We start from the raw sequence: 15,588 nt of genomic DNA on the forward strand, positions 1-15,588 counted from the left end.
ACATGGGAGGGCAGCGCGCGGTGACGGTCGCGACCGCCGCGGTCGCGGCGTTCCGGCTCGCCGATCGGGCGTGGGCCGGGGAGTTGCCGGGGCGACTGCGCGGCCCGTACCTGTTCGGACGGCTGCCGCGGCATCCGGGGACGTTCATTGCCCTCGTGGCCGACGCGCGGGCCGGTCGCCCACCGCTCCCGGGAGTGCCGGAGGCTCTGTCTCCGCAGGACTTCGAGAGGCCCGCCAAGCGGCCACGGTGGGTGCGGGCGAGTCGGATACACCTTCTGCGGTGCGCGGCCCCGTCCGTGCGCGGGGAACTCGTGTCGCTGCTGGATCCGCGCGGCGTGCAGCACCTCCTGGCCGACCCGCGGACCGAACCCGAGGTACGGGCCCGGGCCTTCGCCGTGCACGGCCGGGTCGCGGCCCTCGCCCTCGCCGCGGTCGAGGACCAACCGGCCGCCACGGTCGCGGAGTTGCTGGACCTGGACGATCCCGACGTGAACGCCCTGCTCTACCGGTACGCGCCCCTCGACCCGCGCCGACGGGCACGGATCCTCGCGGGCGAGGATCGGGACGGGCGACTCGGTGCGGTGCGGCCGTCGGACGATCTGCTCGCCGCGCTCCGCAGGCCGGGCCGGGACGAGCGACTGCGCGCGCTCACCGGGCTGACCTCGGGCAACCCCGACGTGCTGCGCGCCATGTTGTCGTCGCCGGTGTTGCGGACGGAGGCCGGCCGGCTGCGCCTGCTCCTCGCGTTGTGGGAGCGGCACGGGCCGGACGAAGTGCGCGCACTGCTCGACGAGCGACACTTCCCCGGTCGCAAGCACGCCATGCATCCGCTGCCGGCCGGGATCCGCGGGTTCACGCGCACGTTGCTCGAAGAGCCCGACGGACTCGACCGGTTGCGCGCTCGATGGGCCGAGGAGACCGCGCCCACACGGGTGATCGCGCGGATCCGGGTCCGGAAGCGGGCGATCGGTGACCTGGTCGATGAGGGCGTCGCCCTGCCCTGGCCCGAGCTGTTCGCCGCGCACACCGCGGATCCGCTACCGCACGACCGCGTAGTGGAGCTGTTGGAACGCCCCGACTGCCCCCGCGAGTTCCTGCTGCTGGGGCTGCGCTTCGGGCCCATGCGGGAGGGCCGACCCGCGGCCTGGCTGCGGAACGCGCTCGACCAGGGCCGGATCACTCCGCGGGACGTGCGCACGCGCTGCCGCCCGGCGGGGCGCACCGTGCGGATCCTGGCGGGCGCGGTCGCCCCGACGCCCGACCGGGAGCACCGGATGCGGATGTTCCGGGACTGGGCCAACGAGAAGCCGGAGGCGGTGGATCCGTGGCGGCTGCGCCGGGACGCTCGCGGCGACTTCGTGCGCGAGCGGCTGGGCGACTCGATCGACGCCTGGGTGGTGGCGATGCAACTGTTCCCGCGCTTTCCCGGCACGCTGCTCGAACTCCTCGACACCGCCGCGGCCGTCGCGGGCGTCGGTTCGCCGGAGGCGGCGCCGGGCCGGGGGTGAGCGGGGCGGCAGGCGTCGGCGTGCCGGTCCGGATGCGTGGCGTGACCCCCGCGGTGTGATCGCAACGGCCGTACGCGGCTTGCCCTAAAGTCCGAACACGCCGTTCGAGCGCGGGCGGCGTGCGATCGCTTCGTGGGGGAGTGGAATTCGTGGCTGCGGCCAAGGTCTTTGCGGTGCTGCTGTTCATCGGCACGACGATTCTCGGAATCGTGCTGTACTTCGTCAACGACGTCTCGTTGGCCGACCTTCTGTCGCTCGGCGGGGGAGCGCTGTGTCTGTTCTGGGCTCTCGTCGTGCTCACCGTGCCGTGGAATCTGTACTTCCAGGCCCGGCGGCTGATCCAGGAGATCGGGATCAGCCGGGAGAGGGGCATCGCGGTTCCGGAGGCGCGTGAGCCCGAGGCCCGCAGGATCGCCCGCCGGCTGCTGTGGGGCGCGCTCGGCGCGCATGTGATCTCGGCCGGGCTGATCGCGATGATCACGTGGATTTCCGGTGGAGTGGTGGGCTACTGGTTCGCCGCGTTCTACGTCGTCAGCACCCTGTTCCGGCCCGGCCAGGCCTACTTGGCCCATCTGAGCCAGCGCTTGACGAGCATGCTGCGCGAGGTCAAGTACCCCCGCGAGGACGTACTGGCACTGATCGACCGGGTCACCGCCTTGGAGAACGCGAACAAGAGCATCGTCGAATCGATCAACGGCCTGACGACCAGGACGGCCGCCGACGCCGACAGCACGACCACCCGGTTCCAGGAAGGCGATCGCAAGGTCGAGGCGCTGGGCAGGCGTTTCGAGGACGCCATCAGCCAACTGACGGACAACCAGGAAGTGATCTCCGGTATCAAGGCGTTCCTGCGTCTGCTGCGCACCGAGCAGAGCTGACCGGCGCGGTGGCGCGGCGGGAAGCCGGACTGCCGTCCGCCCGTTGATTCCCTTTGCGTGACCGACCCTCCCACCTGGGAAGATGGGGTCGTGCACGTGCCGACCGAAACCTCCGATCGCTTCCCCGCCCACATGGCCGGGGTTTTCGAGACGCACGTCACCGTGCGCACCGACGACGTCGACGGGCTCGCCCGCCGGGCCGGTGCGTACGGGGTGGGTCTGACCCACATCGTGCTCGCGCGCGGCCGCACGGTGTCGCAGCCGATGCTGACCGAGCGCGCGACCACGACCCTGCACCGGGCCCGGGAGCGGGCCGCCGAGCTCCGTGTCGCGTTGCACGGGGACGGGTTCACGGTCACCCGCACCAAGATCGAGGCCGCGCCGTGGCATCCGGGTGTGCCGCGGACGGACGCCGAGGCGCACGCGCTCGGTCCCGAGCTGTACTTCGAGCATCACGTCAAGCTGATCCTGGCGCCGGACATCGACCTCGACGCGCTGGCCGCCGAGGTCGCTCCGCACGGCGCGCACCTCTCGCGCAACGCCCGGCGTCTGCGGGCCGACGGGCGGACCGAGCGGTACGTGACCCAACGCTGCCACCGGGTGGGGGACCGGGCCGCGGCGCAGGCGTCGGCGCTTCTGGTGGACGCTCTAGGGAAACACGAAATCGCGTCCATAGAGCGGGAGTTCGTCGTCTTCGACGACAACGGCACGCTGGACGACGGTTGGATCGAGGGCGAGACGGACCGATGACGGCGTCGCGAACGCGACGTGGGCTGGGTCCGGTACGGGTCGTGGTCCTTCGCCGGGTCGGTATGCCACCGCCGGTACGGCCCCTGAGTGCGGGGCCGCACCGGCGGTAGTCGGGTCGGGTCGAGTCGGGTCGGGTCGTCGGATCGGTCAGGGCAGTAATACGTCCAGGAACGGGTTGCCGAAGATCCGGCTCGGGTCGTACTTGTTGAACGTCGCGCGGGCCGCGTCGAAGTTGCTCGCCGCGGGCAGGCCGGTGCGGAAGGAGTCGGGGATCCGCCCGGTCACCGCCGCCGTGTCGGTCCACGCGCCGCCGAGCCCGTACGCCCAGCCCTTGGACCACTCGGGGCGCACACACGCGTAGTTGCCGGTGTAGTTGCCCCAGATCCAGGAGTCCATCTGTCGGTAGAAGTCGTGGTTGGTCGGCGTGCCGGGCAGCGTCGCGACGTCGAGCCAGACGACGGTGTCCCACTCGGGGTGGTCCGGGCGCGGGCGCGCGGCGGACAGCGTCGGCTCGACCGCGCCCGGGGTCGCGACCTCGCTCGCCCTGTCGACCCCGGTCACCCGCAATTCGATCGGACTGTTGCACGGATACTGGCCGTTGGCCTTGTACGCGTTCAGGAGACCGGTGTACTTGACGAAGAACTCGTTGAGCACGCGCTGCACGTTCGCGCGGGTGGTCAGCACGGCCCAGCCGCCCTCGTGGATGCGCAGCGTGGTCGGTTCGACGAACAGTTGGGTGTTCTTCGACCAACCCCAGACGTCCCAGGTCCAGGTCACGATCAGACCCGAACCGACCACCGCCATCTCGGCGTTCGTGAACACCTCGGTGCCCCCGACGTTGCCGGTCTGGATGTCGGCGAGGAACTGCGCCTGGTCCTCAGTGACGAAGTTGGCGAAGGTGTACGGGTAGGGGCTGTTGATCTGGCTGGACGTCCACGGCTTGCTCGGCGCGACGCTCCACACCTTGAGCCAGGGCACCGTGGTGAACGGGAACCAGATCACCTCGACCCGGCCCGAGTCGCGGATGTAGTCGGCGAGTTTCTTGCCGCTGCCGCCGGGCGGGCCGAGCAGCGTGCCGATCTGGTCGTGGTAGAAGTTCTGGCAGCGCAGCCTCTGGTTCGCGTTGGTCTGCAGGGTGACCTCGGTGACGAACGCGCGGCCGAGGTGGACCAGGAACGGGCCGATCTCCGGGTCGTTGCGCTGGAACGTCTTGAGCACGTAGGCGTTGGCGCTCGTGCTCCACACCACGGCGGTCAGCGAGAGCACCAGGTTGCTGAGCGTGCCGTAGCTGCCGCCGAGCGGCCGGGTCTCGTTCGCGGTGGGGATTCCGCTGCCGTGCGCGCCGATGGCCAGCACGCCGCCCACGCTCAGCTTGCCGGGCGCGGTGGTCGCGATCATGCCGCGACCGGCTTCCTCCAACTTGGTCAGCAGTCGTTCCACGCTGCAACCGGCCTCGACGGTCACCGTCGTGGGCGAGCCCGCGTTGATCACGAGCGAGGTCAGATGCCGGGTGGTATCGACCATGAGGGTGCGCGAGGTGTCCGCGCCGTTGGGGATCAGGATCGGTGACCAGTTGTGGCTCATCCCACGCGGGCGGAGCCGATAGCCGTTGGCGCGCGCCCAGTTCGCCAGCACCACCACGTCGGCGGGGCGCGCGGGCACCGCCGTCCAGACGTCGTCGGCGCGCATCTCGCCGGACCAATTCTTGTACTGCTGGACGCCGAGGGTGATGCCGGCCGGGAAGTTCGGCGGCGTCGGCGACGCGACGGCCGCGTCGGCGGGCAGGAGGCCGGCCGGTGTCCATTGCGCCGCGGCGATCGCGGCGGCACCGGCCAGGCCGCCGAGGAGCGCCCGGCGGGAGAGGCCGCCGCCGGCGGGTTCGGTGGGCGGGATGGTCGCGGAGGTGGGTCGTTCGGGATTCGAGTCGCTGGGTGTGCTCGTTCGCGGCATCAGGATGCCTTTCGGGGCGTCCCGAGGGCCTGCAGCCCGGGGGATTCGACATGCGGAAACGGAGGCTCCGGTTCCGGAAGATCGATATGCTGCGGTGCCGAATTGCGTGGTGGATCAGGTGCGGATCACGCGCCCGTCGGGCGCGGATCGATGGTTGATCCGGGAAGGGTCACGAGCCGACGGCGGGCATGGGAACGGTGCGGTGCCGAGAGCCGGTGTACGGGTTCCGGACCCGCGAAGCGGCTGGCCCGAGGGTCCATCCGGGGGCTGTCCAAGTCAACACCCAAGCGCCGGTGACACGTGTCGAGGATGCGACCGATTCACGCCGGGAAGCGCCGAGTATCGGGTGGTTTCGGGGTGTGACCCACAGAGGGCTCCGAGTGTCGGTTTTGCGACTGCTTTCGATCGGTTCGCGCGGGTTCGCTCTGTATCGGCCGGGAATGGTGCGGCGGGCGGTCGGGCGGTGTGTCCGAGGTCGCGGCCGGGCAGCGGGCGCCCGCGGGGAACGCGCGGCCGGTCGATGCGATGCGGTGGTGCGGGCCGGGCAAACCCGTTTCCCCGGTGCCCGGTTCGCAGCGGCCGAGCCGCGGCCGGGGCGACGCCGAGCCGAGTGACGTGCCGCCGCGCCGCCGCGCCGCGTGGAGTGATGCCACATCAGGTGACCCGGGGTCAGGTGCCCCCGGGTCATTCGGCGTTCCCGGACCCGCGTCGGGTCACCCGGGTAGTCCTGGAGAGCTACCCGCCAAGTGCACCCCGTGGTGCGACGCAGGCTACGGACCCTGATTTCTAGCTTCGTGTCCTGAACCTCGAGGACGGGAGCGGGACATGCACGGTCGGCTGCGGATGGGCCTGGTCGCGGCGTTGATCGCCGGGGCGTTGGTCGGACCGGGAGCGGGGGTCGCCGAAGCCGCGGCGCCGGTGCCGCCGACCCTGCCGGCGATGTCGGCCGCGACGCTCGATGCGCGATACGACGCCAACCAGCGCGCGATCGCCGAGGCGGCGGGCATGGCCCGGGACAACGGACACGAGGGGCGCGCCGACAAGCTCGCCCGGATGGCCGATCCGGCCCGGAAGTTCCTCTCCTTCGACGGCCGCGCCCGCCGGGTCCGCGCGGTCGAGGTGGTCGGCGACCTCGCCGGGGCCGACCGGATCGCCGTCCTGGTCCCGGGCACCGGCTCCGACCTCGACCACTTCGACACCCGCGGCGACAAGCCGTATTCGACCCCGGGCGGCGGCGCCCGCGCGCTGTACGCCGAGATCCGCGCCCAGGACCCGACGGCGCGCGTGGCGGTGATCGCCTGGCTGGGCTACTCGCCGCCGGCCACGATCGGCGTCGACGTGCTGACCTCCGGCCGAGCCGAGACCGGCGCCCGCGAACTGCGGCGCTTCATCGCCGAGTTGTACGCGGTCGCGCCCGCCGCGCAGGTGTCCCTGCTGTGCCACTCGTACGGCTCGACCGTGTGCGGGCGGGCGGTCTCCGAGATCGACGTCGCCGACCTGGCCGTGTTCGGCAGCCCCGGGCTCGGTGTGGACGACGCGGACGACCTCGGCACCGGCGCCCGGGTGTGGGCCGGACGCGGCGGCTCGGACTGGATCGACTGGGTCCCGAACGTGCGCATCCCGTTCTTCGGCACCACCATCGGCTTCGGCGCCGACCCGTCCGAGGACGGCTTCGGCGCGCGCGACTTCGCGGTCGGCGGCGGCGGTCACTCGGACTACCTGCGGCCCGGCGGGCCGTCCCTGCACAACCTCGCGCTGATCGCGCGCGGCCGCGCCACGGAGGTGACCCATGGCTGATCTCGGCACGCTGGTCCGCAGGATCGAGGCCGGCACACCCACAGGCCGCGAACGGGAGGTGGACGGCCTGCGGGCGTTCGCGATCCTCGGCGTCGTGTTCGGGCACTGGATCGTCACCGCGGTGTACGCGGGCACCGCCCACTGGCAGACCGACAGCCCCCTGCGGCACCTGCCCGAGTACGCGCCGGTGACCTGGCTGCTCCAGCCGCTCGCGGTGTTCTTCCTGGTCGGCGGGTACGTGGCCGCGCAGTCCTACGCGCGGGCGGACGGATACCGGTCGTGGGCCCGGCACCGGATGATCCGGCTCGGCCGGCCGATCGCGGTGCTGCTCGCGGTGTGGACCGCGCTCGGCGCCGTGCTCTACGACTTCGTGGGCGGCGAGAGCCTGTACACGCTCGGCAAGCTCGTCCTGTCCCCCCTGTGGTTCGTGCTGGTCTTCGCGGGCCTGACCGCGCTCACCCCGCTGGTGGTCCGGCTCGGCCGGGCCGGACCGGTGCTCGCGATCGCGGCGGTCGCGGTGGTGGACCTCACCCGGTTCGCCGCCGACGGGCCGGCCGCGCTCGGCTGGGTCAACGTGCTCGCCGGCTGGCTCGTCCCGTACAGCCTCGGCGCGCTGTGGGCCGGCCCCGACCGCGCGCGGATCGAGCGCGGCGGCGCCGCGCTGCTCGCGGGCGGCGCGCTCGCGTGTGCCGGGCTGATGCTCTGGTGCGGCTACCCGGTGAGCATGGTCGGCATACCGGGCGAGGCGATCTCCAACCTCAACCCGCCCACGCTCGCCGCGGTCGCGTTCGGGATCGCGCAGTGCGGGCTCGCGCTGCTGCTCAGGGCACCGTTGCGGCGGGCGCTCACCCGGCACCCCGGCGTCTGGGCAGCGGTCGCGATGGTCAACCTGTCCGCGATGACGGTGTTCCTGTGGCACCAGAGCGCGATGCTCGCGGTCACCGCCGGCGGGATCGGCGCGGGCGGAGTGGTCGGCCTGGGCACCGTGCCGGACGGACCGCTGTGGGTGCTCGCCCGGATCGGCTGGATGCCGGTGTTCGCGGCCGTCCTGCTCGCCCTGTGGGGGCTGTTCCACCGGTGGGAGACCGGCGCCCGGCGGGCCCGGCCGGCCCGGTCGTAGCTCCTGAGAGTGACTCGCGGTTTCACTCGGGGTGGGGACGTCGGGCGTCGTCACCGGCCGTAGCGTGTTCGGGGTGAGCTCGAAAGCAAGTCGAGGTCTGGCCGCCCTGCGCGAGGACCTCTTCGACGTCCGGATCCGGACCGACCGACCACCGGCCCCCTTCGACGGCCGCGTGGTCGCGCGCGGCCTGCTCTTCCTGACGGCGGTCATCGTCGTGGGCACCCACGGGGGGGTCCTGGCCGGCTACCCCGGGGTCTCCGGCGGCCTGGCCGCGGCCTTGGGGTTCGCCGTGGGGGTGCCGATCCTGCTCGCGCCGCAGCGCCCGCTGCTCGCGTGGTGGATGTCGCTGGGCGCGACCCTGGCGAGCGCCTTCGCCGGCGAGCAGATCGGCCACGACCACGTGCAGTGGCCGTGGACCGCGTCGGGCGTCGTCGCGCAGGTGGTCGTGATGGCCTACGTCGCCTTCCACACCCCCGTGCGCGTGGTCGCGGAGACGTGGGCGATCACCGCGCTGCTCGGCGTGGTGCTGGTGCGCAACGCCCGGCAAGACCCCTCCGGTTGGGGCACCATGCCGGTGGTCGCGCTGCTGACCGCGACGGTGATGATCGTCGTGGTCGCGCTGCGCGGCCGTACCGACGCGCGCCGCGAGCTGGCCGTACAGTCCGACCTGACCTCGGTGGAACGCGAACGGCGGGCCCTCCTGGAGGAACGCGCCCGGATCGCCCGCGAGCTGCACGACGTGGTCGCGCACCACATGTCGGTGATCGCGATCCAGGCCGAGGCCGCGCCCTATCGGGTCGCCGACCCGCCGCCCGAACTGGTCAAGAGCTTCGGCACCATCCGCACCAACGCGGTCGACGCGCTGGCCGAACTCCGGCGCGTACTCGGTCTGTTGCGCGCCGAGGGGGAGAGCGGCGCCGAGCTGGACGGCCAGGGCCGACCCGCTCCGCAGCCCACCCTGGACCGGCTCCCCGAGCTGATCGAGAACGTCCGCGCGGCCGGCATGACGGTCGAGAGCGTCCTCGTCGGCACCCCGCGCCGACTGTCCCAGGGCGTCGACCTGTCCGCGTACCGGATCGCCCAGGAAGCCCTGAGCAACGCGCTGCGACACGCGTCCGGCGCGCTCGTGCGGGTCGAGGTCGAGTACGCGCCCACCGGCGTCGGACTGCGCGTGCGCAACGAGCCGCCGCCCAACCCGGTGCCGCCGGCGCGCGACGGTTCGGGCCACGGGGTGCTGGGCATGCGCGAACGCGCGACCATGATCGGCGGCACCCTCGAAGCCGGGCATACTCCTCAAGGGGGCTATCACGTGGCCGTCTTCCTGCCGACCGAGGAGCTGTGACGGGGATGGCCATCCGGGTGTTGATCGCCGACGACCAGATGATGGTGCGCGAGGGCTTCTCGGTCCTGCTCGGCGCCCAGCCCGGGATCGAGGTCGTGGGCGAGGCGGTGGACGGGCGGGACGCGGTCGAGCAGGTCGCGGCGCTGCGCCCGGACGTGGTCCTGATGGACGTGCGGATGCCGGTCCTGGACGGGCTCGCGGCGACCCGGCAGATCACCGCCGACGCGGGCGCCACGACGCGGGTCCTGGTGCTGACCACGTTCGACCTGGACGAGTACGTGTACGAGGCGCTGCGGGCGGGTGCGAGCGGCTTCCTGCTCAAGGACGCCTCCGCGATCCAGCTCGCGCACGCGGTACGGGTGGTGGCCGCCGGCGAGGCGCTCCTCGCGCCGACCGTGACGCGCCGGCTGATCGCCGAGTTCGCCCGCCTCGGCGGCCCGAGCGGGGCGCCGCACGGGCGCGTGGACCGGCTCACGGAGCGGGAGACCGAGGTCCTGACGCTGATCGCGCAGGGGCTGTCCAACGCCGAGATCGCCACGCACCTGGTGCTCAGCGAGCAGACGGTCAAGACGCACGTGAGCCGATTGCTGACCAAGCTCAACCTGCGCGACCGCACGCAGGCGGCGGTCTTCGCGTACGAGAACGGCGTGCGGCGGGTGGGCGACTGAGGTCGCGGGACGGGCAAGCCGGGACGGGACGAGGGAGGGGGCCGGATGTTACCGAAGTGTCATCCGGCGCCGGCTGTCGGCCGTTGACACCCGCCGTGACGGGCGTGTGGGGTGGTACACATGGCGACGCTATTCGAGCACGCCGGCGGACACGAGGGTCTCCGCCGATTCATCGAGGTCTTCTATGCCAAATTCACGAACGACCCACTGATCAAACCGCTGCTGGGTCATGAACGCCCCGAACACATCGAGCACTTGACCGCCTTCACCGCCGAGACCTTCGGCGGTCCGGACGATTTCTCCCGCAGCATGGGCGGGTTCATGCATCTGATCTCGGTGCACCGCGGCCTGCGCATCTCCGAGGACCAGCGACAGCGCTTCGTCGACCTGTACATGGAGGCCGCCGACGAAGCCGGCCTGCCCGACGACGGCCCCTTTCGCGAAGCCCTGCGCTCCCACGTCGAGTTCGGCTCACACGTGGCCGTACAGAACTCGCACGCCACGACCGACGCCGAGCTGCACCCCCTCCGCGAGGTCCCCATGTGGAACTGGCCGACCGCGACGGAGTAGCCCGACGAGTGGCGGGGAGCGGCGCGCCGGCTCGACGGATCGGCAGGACCGACGCCTTCGCCGGGTGGGGGTGCGCCGCCCGCGATCCACCCCCACCCGGCTCGTCGTCAGGGGCGTACCGCGATCGCGTCCACCTCGAAGAGCATCCCGGGCAGGGCCAGCGACGCCACCCCGCTGAGTGTCTGCGTCGGCGGCCGGGCGCCCCAGATCTCGCCGATCGCCTTGCCGAGAATCGACAGCTTGTCGGAGTCGTGGTCGACGATGTGGGTGCGCAACTGCACGATGTGCTCCAACCCGAGCCCCACCGCGTCCAACGCGATCCGCAGATTCCCGAACGACTCCTCCACCTGTTCGGCGAAGTCGTCGGTCGTGACATGTCCGTCGGCATCCGACGCGTACTGTCCGGCGACGAAGACGAGCTCCCCGGACGCCACGGCCACGTGGCTGTACCCGAAATGCACCGGATCGTGCAGGCCGGCGGGGTTGATGATGCGATGCGACATGGTCGGCGTCCCTCCGAAGCGGTTGGTCGTGAGGTACAGGGACGAAGCGCACCGGATCATTCCCGGCGGTGCCATTCGTCCGAACGGTGGGACGGCCGGCCCGTGTCCTCTCGTGGCGGGGTGCCCGGCCGGGTCGACGAAGCGTGTCGGCGCGGCCGGGACCGGGTGCTCAGGCCGCCGGGCCACCGGTGCCCGGGATGCCGGCCGGGGCGTCCATCACCGCGTCGATCAGTCCGTACTCCTTCGCCTCGGTCGCGGTGAACCACCGGTCGCGGTCGGAGTCGCGGGTGATGGTCTCGATGGACTGGCCGGAGTGTCGGGCGATCAGGTCCGCCATCTCGTGCTTGGTGCGCAGGAGCTGCTCGGCGTAGATCCGGATGTCGGTCGCGGAGCCCGCCAGGCCCGCCGAGGGCTGGTGCATCAGGATCTTGGTGTGCGGGAGCGCGAACCGCTTGCCGGCGGTGCCCGCCGTGAGCAGGAACTGGCCCATGGAGGCGCAGAATCCCATGGCGATCGTGACGACGTCGTTGCGGATGTACTGCATGGTGTCGTAGACGGCCATGCCCGCGGTGATCGAGCCGCCGGGTGAGTTGATGTACAGGTATATGTCCTCGTCGGACGCGGCGGCCAGCATCAGGAGCTGGGCCGTGATCCGGTTGGCGATGTCGTCGTCGACCTCCTTGCCGAGGAAGATGATTCGTTCGCCCAACAGTCTGTTGTACACCTGGTCGCCGAATCCGCCGGGGATGTCGGCCGCGGCCTCCGGCGTGAGTGGCGCGGGGGTGGTGAGCATCGCTGCCTGCATGTCGCTTCCCTTCGGTGAGACCTCCGGTGCGCGCCTTCGTCGTCGTTCGTCCGTCGAGCCTCGACGCCTGATTTTCGATGTGCTTTTCGAAGTGCAGGTCGATGTGCGGTTCGTTGCCTGGTCCGACCGGGAGTTCGAGGTGGACTCGGACTCGGGGCGCGGCCCTCGGGGCGGCTCGATCGTCGATGTTCGATCCGCGACCGTCGGCTGACGGCGAAGGTGATCACGTGTGGAGGGGTCCTGCTCGGCCCAGGCCGAACGGGTGTTGTCGAAAGCCTGATCGATGAGATCGGCGAGGGGTTCGGCGCCGTCGCCGTCCACCCACGCCTCGGTCGCGGAACCGGCCGTGCCGACGCAGACGGCGGTCAGCGTGCGGACCCGCAGGTCGGTGTCGGGGAGCCCGAGCCGGCCGGCGAGCCACGGGATGAGGGCGGCCATCACCCGGGTGTGCCATTCCCAGGTGGCGGCGCGCAGTTCGGGTGTCCGGTAGACGAGTCGCAACCGGTCGAGCAGCAGCCCCTGGTTCGAGAACTGCGCGTAGCCCTCGCGGTAGCCGCGCCGGACCGCCTCCAGTAGCGGCAGGTCGGCGGGCTGGCGGTGGAAGCACTCGGCCATCCGGGCGTCGTCCTCGTCGTCGCAGAACACGATGTCTTCCTTCGTGGCGCAGTGCCGGAAGAACGTGCTGGACGAGATACCGGCCGCCTCGGCGACCTGCTGGACGGTGACGTCGGCGTAGCCCTGCTCGGTGAACAGGCGAATCCCCGCGGCCTGGATCTCGGCACGGGTCTCGCGCCGCCTGCGGGCCCGCAGTTCCTCACCGCTCACGGTGTCGTGCTCCCCGGTCGGGTCGATCCCCGAATGGGATCGACTGTCATGATGAAAGTCTGTGTCATTCCATCAACTCCTCACAAGCGGGAGGGATAAGCCCTCAGCGGAATCGCCTCGCGGTCAGTCGGTGTCGGTGGTGTCCGTCCGTTCGGGCCCCGACCGGTGTGCGCTCGGTGCGGGCGGCGTCGTCGGGATTCATGGTGTCGGCCTATCTTCTTGCCGAGACCGGGAGTCTCGACAATGGCCTCCGCGGGCCCCGCGCAACGGGGTTGCCCCAGGGCCGTGCCGCCCGCCGAAAAAAGATGGCCGAGATCGGGAACCCGGGGAGGACTCGCGCGTCTGGATGTCCGTCACCGAATGGTGGCGACCGCCGTCTTCGGACGGTGGTCCGTTCGACGTCCCGCAAGGAGAACGGTGTTCATTCCTCCCCAGCGCAGCACGTCCGCTTCCCCCACGGCCGGTCGCGCCCGCGTTCGGGCCGGTCGCGTGATCGGTGCCGGCTTCGTGCTGGCCGCCTCGCTCGCGCTGCTGCCCCAGACCGCGGCCGTCGCCGCCGACGGGCCGGCGCCGTCGAATCCGACGCCCGTCTCGGCCGACCGGGTCCCCTCGACCGCCCCGACGCCCCCGACGCCCAGGGCACCGCAGCCCACGCCCCCCACCGCGGAGCGGAACGCGTCGGTAACTCCGACCAACCCTCCGCAGCCCGCGGATTCGGCCCGCAAGCCGGGTGACCCGGCTCGGCCGAACGCCGGGTCGGTCACCCCGACCCCGGCGCCGGAGGGCCGACTGGCCGAGACCGGCGGTAGCGACAAGACCGCGATGCTGATCGGCGGCGGCGCGGTGCTGCTCGTCCTCGGTGCCGGAACGGTTGTCTTCGCCCGGCGCCGCGGTCGCGTCGCGGCCTGACGCCGGAACCGGCCGGCGGGCCCGGGACGTGACTGTTCCGGGCCCGCCGGCCGGTCCCGCGATCGCCCCACCGGTACGGGTCCGAGGAGTTCATGACCATCCAGGAGTCACACGTCCGGGGTCGGCACGAGCCGAGCCCGGCCTTCGCCGCGCCGTCCGGCGAGGCCGCCCCGCCCCGACGGCGCGTCTTCGGCCTGTTCCGCCGCCGGACCCGGGAGGTCGGCGAGCCGCCGCCGACCATGACGCAGCTCTACCACGCGCACCGGATGCGGCTGGTGCGGCTGGCCACGCTCCTGGTCGACGACCAGGAGACCGCGGAGGACGTCGTCCAGGAGGCGTTCACGGCGGCGTTCCGGCGGCACGGCGCGCGGCTGGGGGAGTTGGACGACCCGCCCGCGTACCTGCGGCGCTGCGTCGTCAACGGCGCGCGGTCGGTGCTGCGCCGGCGGCGGACCGCCCGCGCGTGGGTGCCGCCCGTGGCCCCACCGGTGGCCTCGCCCGAGGACGACGCGTTGCGCGCCGAACGCGACCGGCGACTACGGCACGCCCTGGGCCTGCTGACGAGGCGTCAACGCGAGGTGCTGGTGCTGCGCTACTGGGAGAACCTCAGCGAGGTCGAGATCGCCGGCACGCTGGGCATCCCGTCCGGCACCGTGAAATCCACCGCGAGTCGCGGGCTGACCGCGCTGCACAAGTTGTTGGAGGACGACGCGTGACCCGACACGGCGGTGCGCCCGAGCGGTCGGGGACCGACGACCACTCGGCCCTCGAGGCCGAACTGCGCGACTGGCTGGGTCGACGGGCCGAAGCGGTGACCCCGGCGACACTGCGAGCCCGCGAGGTACCGCTGCCCGACCCGCCCGTACGCCGGCGCCGCGTCCCGTTGCGTCTGGCCGTTCCGGCGGCGGCACTCGCCTTGGCGGCGGTCGGCTGGGCGCTGACGACCACGACCGCGGACGAGCCCCGTCCGGTGACCGTACCGCCGGCCGGCCCGGCTCCCGCGGCCACGGCGACGACCGCGCCCCCGTCAACGGCCGCGGCCACGCCCACCACGCCCACCACGCCCCCCACGCCCCCCGCACCTCCGGCTTCGCCGGCGGCGACGGAACGCCCGACCGCCCCGACCGATTCGAGCGCCACCTCGGCCACCCCCGCAACCCTGCCGACCGGCCGCCGGATCACCCCCGACCCGCCATCACGAAGTGCGCCACCGCGCTCGGTCCGCTGAGGACCGCCCCCGACACCGACGCCTGTGGCGATCGCGGGCGAGCCCACGGCGGGTGGGGCAGAGGGACGACGGCTTCCGGTGGGCCGCCGCGTCTACCTACCGGTTCGGCCGTCGGTGAGTTCGCGGATCACGTCGAGGTGGCCGTTGTGGCGGGCGGTCTCCTCGATCAGGTGCAGGAGGACCCAGCGGAGGTTGGGGTGGCGGCCGTCGCGGAACGGGCGCTTCGCCGGGGTATCCAGGTCGGTGTCGGCCACCAGTTCGCGGTAGCGCGCGCTTTGCGCCTCGTACTCGGCGAGCAGGTCCGCCAGGGGGACGTCGAGCGCGATCCGCATTTCGCGGTCGGGGTCCTCGTCCGTCCACGGGCCCTCGTCCTCCCGGCCGAGGAACATCACCTCGAACCAGTAGTACTCGACCCAGCGGAGGTGGCCGATCAACCCGCACAGGGTCATCAGCGGGGAGCCGGGGAGCGGTGCGTTGCGAGCGTCGTCGGCGGAAACGCTCTCGCACTTGGACCGGGCCGTGCTCCGGACGTAGTCGAGGAACGTGGTCAGCGAGGCGCGCTCGTCGCCGGTGGGCGGTGTATCGGTTCGTGTCATCGGGGACGATGATCTGCGATCTTCCCGCGGAAGTCGAACACGGCCGGACCAACCCCGGCGACGTCGAGGCGGACGTGCTCCGGTGGATCGCGCCGGCCCTGCCGCGCCATGTGACGAAGCCGCGGCCGAGCCGCTGAGC

15 protein-coding genes and 1 pseudogene are annotated in these 15,588 nt (G+C 72.1%); 11 read left to right on the top strand and 5 right to left on the bottom strand.

What is annotated here, in order from left to right:
* Window positions 1-2: 2 nt before the first annotated feature.
* The 3 genes from OG928_RS27645 to OG928_RS27655 all read left to right on the top strand — a co-directional run bounded on the left by OG928_RS27645 (window position 3) and on the right by OG928_RS27655 (window position 3,136).
* Window positions 3-1,508, top strand: coding sequence for a hypothetical protein (locus tag OG928_RS27645; RefSeq protein WP_406288574.1), 1,506 nt, complete (start codon window positions 3-5; stop codon window positions 1,506-1,508).
* Window positions 1,509-1,657: 149 nt separating this feature from the next.
* Window positions 1,658-2,386 (top strand): hypothetical protein, encoded by a 729-nt coding sequence (locus OG928_RS27650; protein WP_406288577.1) that lies wholly within the window; start codon window positions 1,658-1,660, stop codon window positions 2,384-2,386.
* Between the two features lie 90 nt (window positions 2,387-2,476).
* Complete coding sequence (locus OG928_RS27655; protein WP_406288580.1) at window positions 2,477-3,136, top strand: hypothetical protein; 660 nt, start codon at window positions 2,477-2,479, stop codon at window positions 3,134-3,136.
* A 147-nt stretch (window positions 3,137-3,283) separates the two neighbouring features.
* On the opposite strand, the gene OG928_RS27660 is transcribed toward OG928_RS27655, so the two are convergent.
* On the bottom strand, window positions 3,284-5,086 hold the full coding sequence (locus OG928_RS27660; protein WP_406288583.1) for a cholesterol oxidase substrate-binding domain-containing protein: 1,803 nt from the start codon (window positions 5,084-5,086) through the stop codon (window positions 3,284-3,286).
* A gap of 825 nt (window positions 5,087-5,911) precedes the next feature.
* Here OG928_RS27660 and OG928_RS27665 point away from each other — a divergent pair.
* From OG928_RS27665 to OG928_RS27685, 5 genes are all read left to right on the top strand, one after another.
* Window positions 5,912-6,883, top strand: a complete 972-nt coding sequence (locus OG928_RS27665; protein ID WP_406288585.1) for an alpha/beta hydrolase — start codon at window positions 5,912-5,914, stop codon at window positions 6,881-6,883.
* The gene (locus tag OG928_RS27670; protein WP_406288588.1) at window positions 6,876-8,003 is read left to right on the top strand and encodes an acyltransferase; all 1,128 of its coding nucleotides are present in this window, start codon (window positions 6,876-6,878) and stop codon (window positions 8,001-8,003) included. Before OG928_RS27665 ends, OG928_RS27670 begins: the two co-directional genes overlap by 8 nt.
* A 73-nt stretch (window positions 8,004-8,076) precedes the next feature.
* Window positions 8,077-9,345, top strand: a complete 1,269-nt coding sequence (locus OG928_RS27675; protein WP_406288590.1) for a sensor histidine kinase — start codon at window positions 8,077-8,079, stop codon at window positions 9,343-9,345.
* Between the two features lie 5 nt (window positions 9,346-9,350).
* Window positions 9,351-10,013 carry a response regulator gene (locus OG928_RS27680; RefSeq protein WP_406288593.1) on the top strand — a complete coding sequence of 221 codons (663 nt, stop codon included), beginning with the start codon at window positions 9,351-9,353 and terminating at the stop codon, window positions 10,011-10,013.
* Between the two features lie 120 nt (window positions 10,014-10,133).
* Window positions 10,134-10,583, top strand: a complete 450-nt coding sequence (locus OG928_RS27685; protein WP_406288596.1) for a group II truncated hemoglobin — start codon at window positions 10,134-10,136, stop codon at window positions 10,581-10,583.
* Window positions 10,584-10,690: 107 nt separating this feature from the next.
* Here the strand turns inward: OG928_RS27685 and OG928_RS27690 are convergent, their stop codons facing one another.
* The 3 genes and pseudogenes from OG928_RS27690 to OG928_RS27700 all read right to left on the bottom strand — a co-directional run.
* Entirely contained in the window at window positions 10,691-11,086 is a 396-nt protein-coding gene (locus tag OG928_RS27690) for a RidA family protein (RefSeq protein ID WP_406288598.1), read from the bottom strand.
* A gap of 169 nt (window positions 11,087-11,255) precedes the next feature.
* A complete protein-coding gene (locus OG928_RS27695) occupies window positions 11,256-11,879 on the bottom strand; it encodes an ATP-dependent Clp protease proteolytic subunit (RefSeq protein WP_406291264.1) in 624 nt (207 codons plus the stop codon).
* A 282-nt stretch (window positions 11,880-12,161) separates the two neighbouring features.
* A pseudogene (locus OG928_RS27700) lies at window positions 12,162-12,716 on the bottom strand (TetR family transcriptional regulator); the annotation flags it as partial.
* A gap of 417 nt (window positions 12,717-13,133) precedes the next feature.
* On the opposite strand from OG928_RS27700, the gene OG928_RS27705 reads away from it, so the two are divergent.
* The 3 genes from OG928_RS27705 (at window position 13,134) to OG928_RS27715 (ending at window position 14,853) form a co-directional block, all read left to right on the top strand.
* Complete coding sequence (locus tag OG928_RS27705) at window positions 13,134-13,625, top strand: LAETG motif-containing sortase-dependent surface protein (protein WP_406288601.1); 492 nt, start codon at window positions 13,134-13,136, stop codon at window positions 13,623-13,625.
* Window positions 13,626-13,717: 92 nt separating this feature from the next.
* On the top strand, window positions 13,718-14,341 hold the full coding sequence (locus OG928_RS27710; RefSeq protein WP_406288604.1) for an RNA polymerase sigma factor: 624 nt from the start codon (window positions 13,718-13,720) through the stop codon (window positions 14,339-14,341).
* Window positions 14,338-14,853, top strand: a complete 516-nt coding sequence (locus OG928_RS27715) for a hypothetical protein (RefSeq protein ID WP_406288606.1) — start codon at window positions 14,338-14,340, stop codon at window positions 14,851-14,853. Before OG928_RS27710 ends, OG928_RS27715 begins: the two co-directional genes overlap by 4 nt.
* 92 nt (window positions 14,854-14,945) lie before the next feature.
* Here OG928_RS27715 and OG928_RS27720 read toward each other — a convergent pair whose 3' ends face one another.
* Window positions 14,946-15,449: a DinB family protein gene (locus OG928_RS27720; RefSeq protein ID WP_406288609.1), complete on the bottom strand. Its 504-nt coding sequence runs from the start codon at window positions 15,447-15,449 to the stop codon at window positions 14,946-14,948.
* Between the last annotated feature and the right edge of the window lie 139 nt (window positions 15,450-15,588).

Origin of the sequence: Embleya sp. NBC_00896 (assembly GCF_045207785.1) — a bacterium.
Lineage (GTDB): Bacteria > Actinomycetota > Actinomycetes > Streptomycetales > Streptomycetaceae > Embleya.

Coding starts and splice junctions, on each gene's coding strand:
- OG928_RS27645 (WP_406288574.1), top strand. CDS start 3: ATGGGAGGGCAGCGCGCGGTGACGGTCGCGACCGCCGCGGTCGCGGCG.
- OG928_RS27660 (WP_406288583.1), bottom strand. CDS start 5,086: ATGCCGCGAACGAGCACACCCAGCGACTCGAATCCCGAACGACCCACC.
- OG928_RS27665 (WP_406288585.1), top strand. CDS start 5,912: ATGCACGGTCGGCTGCGGATGGGCCTGGTCGCGGCGTTGATCGCCGGG.
- OG928_RS27670 (WP_406288588.1), top strand. CDS start 6,876: ATGGCTGATCTCGGCACGCTGGTCCGCAGGATCGAGGCCGGCACACCC.
- OG928_RS27680 (WP_406288593.1), top strand. CDS start 9,351: ATGGCCATCCGGGTGTTGATCGCCGACGACCAGATGATGGTGCGCGAG.
- OG928_RS27685 (WP_406288596.1), top strand. CDS start 10,134: ATGGCGACGCTATTCGAGCACGCCGGCGGACACGAGGGTCTCCGCCGA.
- OG928_RS27690 (WP_406288598.1), bottom strand. CDS start 11,086: ATGTCGCATCGCATCATCAACCCCGCCGGCCTGCACGATCCGGTGCAT.
- OG928_RS27695 (WP_406291264.1), bottom strand. CDS start 11,879: ATGCTCACCACCCCCGCGCCACTCACGCCGGAGGCCGCGGCCGACATC.
- OG928_RS27710 (WP_406288604.1), top strand. CDS start 13,718: ATGACCATCCAGGAGTCACACGTCCGGGGTCGGCACGAGCCGAGCCCG.
- OG928_RS27720 (WP_406288609.1), bottom strand. CDS start 15,449: ATGACACGAACCGATACACCGCCCACCGGCGACGAGCGCGCCTCGCTG.